This window comes from Bartonella sp. B17, from assembly GCF_053795755.1.
Map to the genome: position 1 here is coordinate 290,299 of NZ_CP200032.1, position 12,694 is coordinate 302,992.

Below are 12,694 nucleotides of genomic sequence, written 5' to 3' on the forward strand. Positions count from 1 at the left end.
TACAAACAGTCCACTTTTTTATTTTAGCACATTCACTTAGTGCATTATAAATGTTTTATTCAACTGCATGCCATCATAGTTAAATTTATGCAAATTACTGTTCAAACCTATGACCACATAACAAAAGTTTATACGTATATGGTAGAATATAGATCTCTCTATTCAAAAGACTATACAGACACTTCTTGATTTTTATGTGCAGATATGATTGTCTTTTAGCAATGAAGGGGGAAGGATAAACAATGATCGCGCGTGTCACAACTGTTGCTTTTCGCGGTCTAGACGCAATACCTGTTGATGTGCAGGTTATGGTTTCCCCTGGTAAAATAGGAATGGCAATTGTTGGATTGGCAGATAAGGCAATTGCAGAAAGCCGCGAGCGCGTGCAAGCAGCCATTCATGCTTGTGGACTTTCTATGCCTAATAAACGGATTACCATTAACCTTGCACCAGCTGATTTACCTAAAGAGGGATCACATTATGATTTGCCAATTGCTGTAGGCTTAATGCTCGCTATGGAGCTTCTTCCTTCTCAAGTAGCGCAAGATTACATCATTTTAGGCGAATTATCACTTGATGGATCTATTACAGCTGTTAATGGTGTCCTACCAGCTGCAATGACAGCTTTATCATTGGATAAAGGGCTCATTTGTCCTTATAAATGTGGACCAGAAGCGGCATGGGTAAATGCAGAGATGGATATTTTCGCACCTGAGACTCTTCTCATGATGGTCAATCATTTTAGAGGAACTCAAATTCAAAAACGTCCGCAACCACGCGAATATAAAATACAAACTGAGCTTCCAGATCTTTCCGAAATTAAAGGACAAAAAACCGCCAAACGTGCATTAGAAGTTTGCGCCGCTGGGCGACATAATCTTTTATTTGTAGGTCCTCCTGGTGCAGGAAAATCTATGTTAGCTCAACGTTTACCCTCCATTTTACCACCCCTTGATAGCTCTGAGCTTTTAGATGTTTCTTTAATTGCTTCTATCGCAGGAGAAACAGTACATAATACCATTTCAACCCACTGTCCTTTTCGTGCTCCACATCATTCAGCCTCCATGGCAGCCATGATTGGCGGTGGTCTTAAAGGACGACCAGGAGAAGTCTCTCTTGCGCATAATGGCATTTTATTTCTTGATGAATTTCCTGAATTTTCTCCGCAAGTTCTCGATTCTCTTCGCCAACCTTTAGAGAGTGGAGAATGTATTATTGCCCGTGCTAACCACCATATCAGCTATCCTGCCCGAATCCAGCTTATTGCTGCAATGAATCCTTGTCGCTGCGGTATGGCAGGCGAAAAAAACCATGTTTGCGCTAAAGGAATACGTTGTCAAATTGATTATCAGTCTCGTATTTCTGGTCCTCTTCTCGACCGAATTGATTTACGGATTGATGTTCCTGCTTTAACAGCTATGGATCTTATGCAACCAGAGCAATCAGAAAAAAGCTGCGATGTCGCAAAACGCGTTGCACGCTGCCGTGCTATTCAAATTAAACGTTTTACGACACTGGGCTTTAACCATATTCGCACAAACGGTGATTGCCCTGCTAAAATCATCGAACAAATTGCTATCCCTGATCAAAATGCCACAACATTATTACGAGATGTCAGTGAAAAAATGCACCTTTCCGCACGCGCTTATCATCGCATTCTCAAAGTCGCACGCACCATTGCTGACCTTGATGAAGCAGACCTTATTTCACGCCATCATCTTGCAGAAGCCATTTCTTATCGATTAGGAAATGAAAGATTAACCGCTCTTACCTAAAAAATATTTATTAATAAAAACTAATTGGAAAATACCGCAAATAAAGCTCTGCAAGCTTGCCATCCTCTTCTAAAGATTTCAGAGCATAATTGAGTGTAACGGCCAATTTTGCATTCTGCTTTGCAACGGCCATTTGCATTCCTTTTCCCAATAACTGTGGAGCTATATAAGCACCACCAACAAAATGACAGCAATCAGCAGATTTTGGATTATTTAACCATAAAGATAAGGCAAATCCATCATCAAAAATAAGATCAATTTTACGATCTTGTAGTGCTTTATAAAGCTCTGCTCTATCTTTAAATCCTTGCCATTTGGCTTCAGGAAAATAATTATGAAACAGCTCTTCATGAGCACTATTTAACAAAAGTCCACTGTTTAAATGTGCAAGCTTATCGCTTATTGGCTCATCAAAATTCATAAATCGAGAAGCAACAAACCGAGCAGGAAAGCGCAAATAAGTTTTAGTAAAAACAAGATCTTGACGCGTCTTTACTGTTTCTTTTAAACCAGCAATAATCACTTCTGCGTTACCATTTTTGACGTGATCTACTAGCTCTTCCCAAGGAACAACTTCTACCTCACACAATGTTTCAAGATTTAATTTTAAGCAAATAGCGCGCAATAAATCGATATTATAACCCGCAAGGCGCCCTGCTCTGTCAAGAAAATTAAAAGGAGGAAAATCAAAAGTTGTTACAAAACGCAAACGGGTTATATCTGTTGTATCAGGTTGCACTAAACGTCTATGCGAATCAAAAAAGAAAGGCAGTCTTCCAGACATTTCAGCTTTTGCCAAAGACGAAAAAAGAATCCCCCATGTAATTAATAAAACTCCAATAAAAACATTTAACATGTCTATAGGTTTATTCATTTTTAAAATCTTTTCCCCTTAATTTTTTGAAGCCAAAATGTAACTACTCTTATCAGTTACAGTCTTAATGCGCTTAGCTTAAATAGCTAGCTTTTAATAAAATAAAATGCTAAGGTTATCTTCTAAATTATTAAAAAGCTTAACAATTTCCATATATTCTCAAAATACATTCTAATTTTGTTATTCGTATCAGCTATAAGTCATAAGTTTCTTAAGTATCATTATATAACTTCATCAAAATATTCTAAAAAAATAACGCAAAAAGAGAGATTACCAGTTTATAGCGTGTAAAAATATAAATAAAATGAAGTCTCGTAAAAGTAAAAGAAATTGATTTCTCGTTTTCTCCTACAACATTAACAATTTACAAAAATTAATTTCATAAAATTAATTGTGAATATTTTTTTACATCCAAAATGCAACATAACAGTACAATATTGTTTGCGTGCACAAAAATCATCCTATCTATTGTCTACTGACAGATGTTGAATATAAATTTGATATACGGTAAACATTTAATGTTGTTATTCCATAAATAACTGGCCAAAACATAAAGCTAAAAAAGGCTGATAAAATATCGCAAATTGAACACTGAAATGGATTAACTTATGAGTGATGAAAAAACTTCACCAGTATATGGTGATGACTATGATGCCGCCTCTATCAAAGTTCTTAAAGGTCTTGATGCTGTGCGCAAACGTCCTGGTATGTATATCGGCGATACGGATGATGGCTCAGGTCTGCATCATATGGTCTACGAAGTCGTAGATAACGCTATTGATGAGGCTTTAGCTGGTCACGCCACTCTCGTAAATGTCACACTCCATGCTGATGGCTCCTGTTCCGTTCGTGATAATGGACGCGGAATCCCTACAGATATTCACCCAACAGAAGGCGTTTCAGCAGCCGAAGTCATCATGACCCAGCTTCATGCTGGTGGAAAGTTTGATCAAAATTCTTATAAAGTTTCTGGAGGACTGCACGGCGTTGGAGTCTCTGTTGTTAACGCACTATCAGTTTGGTTGCAACTACGAATCAGACGTAATGGTAAAATTCATGAAATGTCATTTACGCATGGGGTTGCTGATTTTCCCCTAAAAATTGTTGGTGATTGCAATGCAGAAAGCGGAACAGAGATCAGATTTTTACCAAGCCCTGAAACCTTTACTATGGTTAAATTTGATTTTGAAACCTTAGAACGCCGTTTACGGGAATTGGCCTTTTTGAATTCTGGTGTGCATATTCTTCTTGTTGATCAACGCCATGCAGATATTCACTCTGTTGAATTGCATTATGAAGGCGGGTTAACTGAATTTGTCAAATATATTGACCAATCAAAAAAAGCGCTACTTGATGCTCCTATTTATATTGCAAACGAAAAAGACGGGATGAGCGTTGATGTTGCTTTATGGTGGAATGATTCTTATCATGAAAAAGTTTTGTGTTTTACCAACAATATTCCTCAGCGTGATGGTGGAACCCATTTAGTAGGTTTCCGTAGTGCTTTAACGCGCCAAATTAATGGTTATGCCGAATCTTCAGGAATTGCAAAAAAGGAAAAAGTTAATCTAACCGGAGATGATTGCCGTGAAGGATTAACAGCTATTCTTTCTGTAAAAGTTCCCGACCCAAAATTTTCTTCACAAACAAAAGATAAACTAGTTTCCTCTGAAGTACGACCTGTTGTTGAAAATTTAGTAAATGAAGGACTCTCTGCATGGCTAGAAGAACATCCGAATGAAGCAAAAATTATTACAAGTAAAGTGGTAGAAGCTGCAGCAGCACGCGAAGCAGCGCGCAAAGCACGAGAGCTTACACGGCGGAAAGGTGCTCTCGATATTACGTCTTTACCAGGAAAGCTCTCTGATTGTCAGGAACGCGATCCAGCAAAATCAGAAATCTTCATTGTCGAGGGTGATTCAGCTGGTGGCTCAGCAAAAAGTGGACGTTCACGTCAAAATCAAGCAATTTTACCCCTACGTGGTAAAATTTTGAATGTTGAACGAGCGCGCTTTGACCGAATGCTCTCATCTGATATGATTGGAACACTTATCACTGCTCTTGGAACCTCCATTGGTAAAGATGAATTTTCGCCAGATAAATTACGTTATCACAAGATTATTATTATGACCGATGCGGATGTTGATGGTGCACATATTCGCACTCTGTTACTTACGTTCTTTTTTAGACAAATGCCTGAATTGATTGAGCGTGGACATCTCTATATTGCTCAACCACCCCTTTACAAAGTAACACGTGGGAAGTCTTCTCAGTATATCAAAAATGAAGTGGCATTCGAAGAATTTTTGATTGATTCTGGACTAGAAGAAACAACATTAGAATTATCAACAGGCGAAGTTCGTGCAGGTACGGATTTGCGTCAACTCACCGAAGATGCTCGTATACTACGCCAACTGTTAAATGGTCTTCATACCCGCTATAATCGCAATATTGTTGAGCAAGCAGCAATTGTTGGAGCTTTTAATCCTGAAGCCTTTGCTACACCAGAAAAAGCTCAAAAGACTGCCGATAATATAGCGCGTCGCCTCGATTTGATAGCTGACGATATGGAGCGCGGTTGGAGTGGTCAATATACATCAGAGGGCAATTTGCATTTTGAACGTATTTTTCGCGGAGTTAAAGATATTATTACTCTTGATGCAGGGCTTATAAATTCAGCTGATGCACGCCAAATTGATCGCATTTCGCAAAATTTTACAGAAATATATAATCCTCCTCCCCTTCTGCATCGCAAAGATAAATCAGAGCGCATTTTAGGACCTGTCAACTTATTAGAAAGCATTTTTACAAATGGTAAAAAAGGCATCACTTTACAACGTTATAAAGGTCTTGGAGAAATGAATGCTGAACAGCTTTGGGAAACAACCCTCAATCCTGATGCACGCGCTCTTTTACAAGTAAAAATCAATGATGCAACCGATGCAGATTCACTCTTTTCTCGTTTAATGGGTGATGAAGTTGAGCCTCGACGTGCTTTTATTCAAGATAATGCTTTAAGCGTTGCCAATCTTGATATCTAAAGGTACTCTTTCGTTTACGGCTGTATAAACGTTGCGGTTTTGTACATTACTTTTTCGTATTTGAACATTCTTTCTATACTTCATTTACGATAAAAAATAAGGAAGATCATACATATGACAGCTGAAACAGAGCGTGTAGGAACCAAAGGAGGCATGGAGCACTCTTTTGGCTTTAAAAGAGTTGATGAAGCACAAAAACAATCCATGATTGATGATGTATTCCACTCTGTTGCTGAAAGCTATGACAAGATGAATGATATTTTGTCGCTTGGGCTACACCGTGTATGGAAAAATGCCATGGTTACATGGCTCTCTCCACCAGCACTTCCCAATTGGAAAATTCTTGATGTAGCTGGAGGTACTGGTGATATTGCCTTTCGCGTTCTTAATGCTTCACACAAACAAGCCCGTGCTACAGTGCTTGATATCAATGGCTCGATGCTTAACGCTGGAAAAAAACGCGCGCAAAAAAATGGTCTCGCTTCCCTGATTAACTTTGTTGAAGCCAATGCAGAACATTTGCCTTTTGAAGATCAAAGTTTTGATGCTTACACAATTGCTTTTGGAATTCGCAATGTACCGCATATTGATAAAGCTCTAAGAGAAGCTTTTCGTGTTTTAAAACCAGGTGGACGTTTTTTATGTTTAGAGTTTTCAAATGTCGAGGTACCTCTGCTTGACAAAATTTATGATCTTTGGTCTTTTCACGTCATCCCAAAACTTGGCCAACTTATTGCAGATGATGGAGATGCTTATCGTTATTTAGTTGAGTCTATTCGAAAATTTCCAAAGCAAGATGATTTTGCCCATATAATTAATAATGCAGGTTTTTCGCGAGTATCGTATCGTAATCTCACAGGTGCAATCGCAGCGCTACATTCAGGCTGGAAGATTTAAAAATGGCGCAAATCTCCTCTTACTTCCGATTAATACGTGCAGGATGGATTTTAACACGTGAAGGTGTTTTTAGTTCTCTTCCCAGCGATCACCTTCAAGGATTTCCAGCGTTATTTCATAAAATAGCAAGCGCATTAGCGCGACGCAAAACGAAAATGAAACAACGATCTGAAAATATTTCGTATGCCATCAATAAACTCGGCCCTTCTTACATAAAGCTTGGCCAGTTTCTTGCGACGAGACCTGATATTGTCGGGCGTAATGTTGCTGAAGATTTGGCACAATTACAAGATCGTGTCCAAACATTTTCCTGTACCTCTGCTATTGCCCAAATTGAAAGTTCACTTGGCCGCTCTATCAACGACTTATTTGTAAATTTTTATCCACCTATTGCCGCCGCTTCTATTGCTCAAGTTCACCCAGCTGAATATTATGATGAAGTAGGTAATAAAAAGAAATGTGCTGTCAAAGTCATTCGTCCCAATATCAGAACACGCTTTGCCAAAGATCTTAGAAGTTTCTATCTTGTTGCTCATTTGCAAGAGCGTTATGTGCCCGCCTCTCGACGCCTGCGCCCTGTTTGTGTCGTTGATACTTTGGCACAAACTACACGAATTGAAATGGATTTACGGCTAGAAGCAGCTGCCATATCAGAAATGGCTGAAAATATTCAACATGATACAGGTTTTCGAGTCCCACAAATTGATTGGGAACGAACAGGACGCAATGTTTTAACAATGGAATGGATCGATGGCATTAGAATATCGGATATTTCCGCACTTAAAGAAGCTGGCTTTGATTTACAAGCGCTAGCCATTACGCTTATTCAATCTTTCCTTCGCCATACACTGCGTGACGGATTTTTTCATGCCGATATGCATCCTGGTAATTTATTTATAGATAAAAAAGGATGTATTGTTGCTGTCGATTTAGGAATCACAGGACGACTTAGTAAAAAAGAAAAGCATTTTCTTGCCGAAATTCTTTATGGTTTTATTACCCGCGATTATCATCGGGTGGCGCGCGCTCATTTTGAAGCGGGATATGTACCTTCTCATCACAGTATTGAAAGCTTTGCTCAAGCTAATCGTGCCATTGGTGAACCAATTCACGGACAATCAGCGCAAAGTATTTCCATGGCAAAACTGCTTACATTATTGTTTGAAGTTACGGCATTATTTGATATGCAAACGCGACCTGAGCTTTTATTACTACAAAAAACTATGGTTGTTGTAGAAGGTGTTGCCCGCACATTGGATCCAACTTTTAATATGTGGAAGGCCTCAGAACCCGTTGTGAAAGAATGGATTAGCAAAAACTTAGGCCCTGTGGGCATCGCAAAAGATTTTAGTGAAGGAGCACAAGCACTTCTTTCACTTGCACGAAAAACACCACAATTGATACAAAATTTTCAACGTATGGAAGAAGATCTTGAGCAAATGATAAAAACAGGATTTAGTCTTTCTCCCGCTACACTCAAACAACTTGCTATTGAGCAAAGTCGCACAAACCGCTATGGTCGTTATAGCCTATTTATCATTGCATTTTGTTGCGTTTGTCTAACTTTTTACCTTTTTCATCTTTTCTAATTTGCTCAATATGCTAAAAAATATTGATTATGAAATCATTGCAATCATTTTATTTTTTGGATCAATTTTATGGCCAGTATTACCATTCGTAATCTTTCACCTGAAGCTAAAGAAGCTCTACGTATACGTGCGGCAAAAAATGGTATTTCTATGGAAGAAGAGGCTCGTTGTCTTTTAAGCAATCCAGTTTCTTCAGCTATATTACCCTCCCAAGTAAGCACCATAGAAGAGCAATCATTGCAATCAAAATCTATCCTGCTTATTATTGGTGGTAGTATTGCAGCCTATAAAGCGCTTGATCTTATTCGTCGTTTGCAAGAACGTGGAGCACACTTAAATGTCATTATGACACAAGCAGCTCAAAAATTTATTACTCCCTTAGCAGCTGAAGCTTTAAGTAGAGGTAAGGTATATAGCGATTTATTTTCACGTGAAGAAGAACATGATATTGGTCATATTAGACTTGCACGTGATGCCGATTTGATTATTTTTGCACCAGCCACAGCTAACCGTATTGCAAAAATAGCTACCGGTATAGGTGATGATCTAGCCAATTGTGTACTTCTAGCTGCGCGTTGTCCAATTTTGATTGCACCAGCTATGAATCCAGCCATGTGGACACATCCTGCGACCATTCGCAATGTTGCACAATTACGCGCGGATGGCGTTCATATAATTGGACCAGAAATTGGAAAAATGGCTGAACGTGATGAGGCTGGTTGTGGGCGTATGAGTGAACCCTTAACCATTGTGGCTTCAATAGAAACTCTTTTGAGTATGCAGCAAGAAAAACCACTTTCTGGCCGTCATTTTATTGTTACTTCTGGTCCTACTCATGAACCAATTGATCCAATCCGTTATCTTGCTAATCGCTCTTCAGGCAAACAAGGTCACGCCATTGCAACAGCTCTCGCGCATTTAGGTGCTAAAGTAACGCTTATTTGTGGACCTGTTAATCTTGACGACCCACAAAGTGTAAAAACCATTCATGTTGAAACAGCATGTCAAATGCTAGAAGCCGTTCAAACAGCATTACCAGCCGATGGGGCTATTTTTGTTGCTGCCGTTTGCGATTGGCGCAGTCAAACACAATCTTTACACAAAATTAAAAAGAGCGCGAATAAAACGCCACCATTCTTTTGCATGGTCGAAAACCCTGACATTTTAGCAACAATTGGAAATGCTTCAAATCGTCCCCCACTCGTGATTGGTTTTGCTGCAGAAACATGTGATGTCATTGCCAACGCGCAAAAAAAATGTATCGAAAAAGGAGCCAATTTCATTCTTGCTAATGATGTTTCTCTTCATGTTGATGGCACAAGCGTTATGGGTGCTGATACAAATCAAGTTTATCTCATTAGCAAAGAAAACATTGAAAAGTGGTCACACATGAGTAAAAAACAAATCGCTCACAAATTAACAAACGTTATCGTATCATTTTTCTCCTCCCATATTCCCGCCCATTAAAATCAATAAGAGATTCTTTATTTCGAATAAAAATAAAAGCTCTTCAGACAATTTGATGTTATTAAAAACATCATAAGGAGTAAATTTCATCTTCAAATAAAGATAAAAGTATCTGTTGTTCATAAACAAAATAGATCGATCCAATGATAACAATTGCACCAAATGTTTTACCCAAAAGTCCATCACATGCATAACACAAAAATAACGGCGTACTCTCCCATCTAAATTCAATAAAGCTTACAAATAAAGGAGCGTACAAAATAAGTTTGATCTTTTAAAAGATCGCTTTTACTTTTCTCATTAGGGGAAAATCTTTAAAAAAATCTTGCTCTAGTATTAGCGTTTCGCTAACATAGCTCATCATATCCATTATATTCATGGAATATTATGACCTTATTCATGCTTACAATTGTTAAACTTTTTCAGATTCACATAATTGGCATTAAAAATTTACTAAATGTTGGTTTTGTACCAACAGCAAATGAAGAATTTGCTAACCAGCATCAGGAGTGGGATTTAGTATTAAAATAAAAAATACAAGTTATTGAAATAATTAACAAATTTATTGCAGAAAATGCTTTTAATTCAGATTATCGCTGCAATATGTGAAAGACAAAAAAATTAAAGGATAACGGGGTTAGAGCTTGTACATACATGGACAAAGTTATTAAATGGATCCATCTGTTTAACCAGCAAAGTGTTTCTGGCAATTTGATTTTGTATTCCTTTTAAGCATCCCAAAAGTGAATAATATTTAAAGAGAGGCTATTAAAGATGAACTGGATTACAAATTATGTTCGTCCTAAAATCAACTCCATACTGGGGCGTCGTAACATTCCAGACAATCTGTGGATCAAAGACCCCACGAGCGGTGAAATGGTATTCCATAAAGATTTAGAAATGAATCAATATGTAATGCCCACTTCTGGCTATCATATGCGCATCAGCGCCAAAAATCGTCTCATGTATTTTTTTGATGATGGCGTCTATACCCCTCTTGAAAATCCAAAAGTTGTAACAGATCCTTTAAAATTCCGTGATGAAAAGCGTTACATTGATCGGTTAAAAGATTATCGTTCCAAACTTGGGGTTGATGACAATATTTTAAGTGCGCAAGGTACCATTGAGGGATTACCAATTATCGCAACTGTTCAAGACTTCGCTTTTATGGGTGGATCACTTGGTATGGCTTCAGGAGAAGCTATCATCAAAGCTTTTCATACAGCCATTGCCAATAAATGCCCTTTGGTCTTTTTTGTCGCTTCTGGCGGAGCACGCATGCAAGAAGGAACACTTTCACTGATGCAAATGCCTCGCACAACAGTAGCAATTGAAATGATGAAAGAAGCTAAACTACCCTATATTGTAGTTCTTACCAATCCAACGACGGGTGGTGTTACAGCTTCTTACGCCATGCTCGGAGATGTCCATATTGCTGAACCTGGCGCTATGATTGGTTTTGCTGGACCGCGTGTGATTCAACAAACCATACGCGAAACCTTACCAGAAGATTTTCAAAGTAGTGAATATCTGCTTAAACATGGCATGATTGATATGGTTGTATCGCGTTTGGAAATGAAAACAACCATTGCACGACTTTTACGTTTGATGATGAAATATCCTGAAACTGTCAACCCTTCCAACCCATCCCCAACAAGCTCTCAGGCATCGCTTTCCAAAACTGAGGCTGCCTAAATTATGGAAAACAACCAAGTAAAAAGGATAATGGATGATTTCTTAAAAAATTATCCCAAAAAATTTGATCTTTCTTTAGAACGTATTTTACGCCTTTTAAAACGTCTTGGTAATCCACATTTAAAGCTTGCTCCTATTATTCACGTTGCTGGAACAAATGGCAAGGGATCTGCTTCCGCCATTTGTCGCGCTCTGTTGGAAAGCGGAGGTTACCGTGTTCATGTATATAGCTCACCTCATCTGGTATACTGGAATGAACGTTGTCGATTAGGTCAAAAAGGACAGGGAAAATTTGTCACAGATAGCCAATTAGCTGAAGTAATTCAACAAGTTATAAAAGTAAATCGTCAAGAACCAATTACAATTTTTGAAATTTTTACAGCAGCTGCCTTTATGCTATTTAGTACACATCCAGCTGATGTATTGATTTTAGAAGTTGGTTTAGGAGGACGTTTTGATTCCACAAACGTTATAGAAAAACCAGCTCTATCCCTTATTATGCCCATTGACTATGATCACGAAAACTTTCTTGGAAAGACCATTGCACAAATTGCCTTTCAAAAAGGGGGAATTATCAAACCAACAGTTCCAGTAGTCATTGGTAAACAGAATCATGATGAGACCTATCCTATTTTAACGGCCATTGCAGATAAAAATAAAGCGCCTTATTCCTTATTTGGTCAAGATTACCAAAGCTATACAGAACATGGGCGGATGGTATTTCAAAACAATCAAGGCTTAATGGATCTTCCCCTTCCTAACTTGATTGGAGCGCACCAAATTGCCAATGCTGGAGCTGCTATTGAAGCGATTTATCAAGCTGGTTTTCGACTTTCAGAACAAGCAATAAGCCATGCTCTACAAAATATTTATTGGCCAGCACGGATGCAGCACCTCACCCATGGCCATTTAGTTGATCAATTGTCTCCTGATATTGATTTATGGTTAGATGGTGGACACAATCCCGCTGCAGGAAAAGTTGTTGCAGCAGAACTTACGCGATGGAAGAAAAGATCAAACCGGCCTATTATTATGATTGCCAGCATGCTTAATACTAAAGACCCTGTTGGTTATTTTCATCCTATAGCAAACCTTGTAGATAAAGTATATACGATTTCGTTGACCAACAACAATATAAGTATTTGCCCAACGATTTTGGCTGAATCCGCTAGAAAAGTCGGACTTTCTGCCAGCCCACAAGCTAGTCTACAAGATGCTTTGCGCAAAATTAATTCAGAGCATAAAAAGGCAACTGTCCTTATTGGAGGCTCCCTCTATCTTGCAGGCGATATTTTGCGTGACAATAAAACACTACCGTGTTAAGAACTAACCATTTATAGAGCTTTAAAAGATAGA

The 12,694-nt window shown here is 38.4% G+C and carries 8 protein-coding genes; 7 read left to right on the plus strand and 1 reads right to left on the minus strand.

Features of this window, described 5'->3' with window-relative positions; all coding sequences use genetic code 11:
- Positions 1 to 242: 242 nt before the first annotated feature.
- On the plus strand, positions 243 to 1,775 hold the full coding sequence (locus V4B18_RS01340) for a YifB family Mg chelatase-like AAA ATPase (RefSeq protein WP_455476063.1): 1,533 nt from the start codon (positions 243 to 245) through the stop codon (positions 1,773 to 1,775).
- Positions 1,776 to 1,785: 10 nt separating this feature from the next.
- Here the strand turns inward: V4B18_RS01340 and V4B18_RS01345 are convergent, their stop codons facing one another.
- Positions 1,786 to 2,649, minus strand: a complete 864-nt coding sequence (locus V4B18_RS01345; protein WP_455476064.1) for a transporter substrate-binding domain-containing protein — start codon at positions 2,647 to 2,649, stop codon at positions 1,786 to 1,788.
- A gap of 608 nt (positions 2,650 to 3,257) precedes the next feature.
- On the opposite strand from V4B18_RS01345, the gene gyrB reads away from it, so the two are divergent.
- The 6 genes from gyrB (at position 3,258) to V4B18_RS01375 (ending at position 12,661) form a co-directional block, all read left to right on the plus strand.
- Complete coding sequence (gene gyrB, locus V4B18_RS01350; RefSeq protein ID WP_455476065.1) at positions 3,258 to 5,690, plus strand: DNA topoisomerase (ATP-hydrolyzing) subunit B; 2,433 nt, start codon at positions 3,258 to 3,260, stop codon at positions 5,688 to 5,690.
- Positions 5,691 to 5,804: 114 nt separating this feature from the next.
- Positions 5,805 to 6,587: a bifunctional demethylmenaquinone methyltransferase/2-methoxy-6-polyprenyl-1,4-benzoquinol methylase UbiE gene (gene ubiE, locus V4B18_RS01355; protein WP_455476066.1), complete on the plus strand. Its 783-nt coding sequence runs from the start codon at positions 5,805 to 5,807 to the stop codon at positions 6,585 to 6,587.
- Positions 6,588 to 6,589: 2 nt separating this feature from the next.
- Positions 6,590 to 8,176, plus strand: a complete 1,587-nt coding sequence (gene ubiB, locus V4B18_RS01360; RefSeq protein WP_455476067.1) for a 2-polyprenylphenol 6-hydroxylase — start codon at positions 6,590 to 6,592, stop codon at positions 8,174 to 8,176.
- A gap of 69 nt (positions 8,177 to 8,245) precedes the next feature.
- Complete coding sequence (gene coaBC / locus V4B18_RS01365; RefSeq protein WP_455476068.1) at positions 8,246 to 9,643, plus strand: bifunctional phosphopantothenoylcysteine decarboxylase/phosphopantothenate--cysteine ligase CoaBC; 1,398 nt, start codon at positions 8,246 to 8,248, stop codon at positions 9,641 to 9,643.
- Positions 9,644 to 10,417: 774 nt separating this feature from the next.
- Positions 10,418 to 11,338, plus strand: coding sequence for an acetyl-CoA carboxylase, carboxyltransferase subunit beta (gene accD, locus V4B18_RS01370; protein WP_455476069.1), 921 nt, complete (start codon positions 10,418 to 10,420; stop codon positions 11,336 to 11,338).
- Between the two features lie 3 nt (positions 11,339 to 11,341).
- Positions 11,342 to 12,661 (plus strand): bifunctional folylpolyglutamate synthase/dihydrofolate synthase, encoded by a 1,320-nt coding sequence (locus tag V4B18_RS01375; protein WP_455476070.1) that lies wholly within the window; start codon positions 11,342 to 11,344, stop codon positions 12,659 to 12,661.
- The last annotated feature ends 33 nt before the right edge of the window (positions 12,662 to 12,694 follow it).

Coding starts and splice junctions, on each gene's coding strand:
- coaBC (WP_455476068.1), top strand. CDS start 8,246: ATGGCCAGTATTACCATTCGTAATCTTTCACCTGAAGCTAAAGAAGCT.
- V4B18_RS01375 (WP_455476070.1), top strand. CDS start 11,342: ATGGAAAACAACCAAGTAAAAAGGATAATGGATGATTTCTTAAAAAAT.
- V4B18_RS01345 (WP_455476064.1), bottom strand. CDS start 2,649: ATGAATAAACCTATAGACATGTTAAATGTTTTTATTGGAGTTTTATTA.
- accD (WP_455476069.1), top strand. CDS start 10,418: ATGAACTGGATTACAAATTATGTTCGTCCTAAAATCAACTCCATACTG.
- gyrB (WP_455476065.1), top strand. CDS start 3,258: ATGAGTGATGAAAAAACTTCACCAGTATATGGTGATGACTATGATGCC.
- ubiB (WP_455476067.1), top strand. CDS start 6,590: ATGGCGCAAATCTCCTCTTACTTCCGATTAATACGTGCAGGATGGATT.
- V4B18_RS01340 (WP_455476063.1), top strand. CDS start 243: ATGATCGCGCGTGTCACAACTGTTGCTTTTCGCGGTCTAGACGCAATA.
- ubiE (WP_455476066.1), top strand. CDS start 5,805: ATGACAGCTGAAACAGAGCGTGTAGGAACCAAAGGAGGCATGGAGCAC.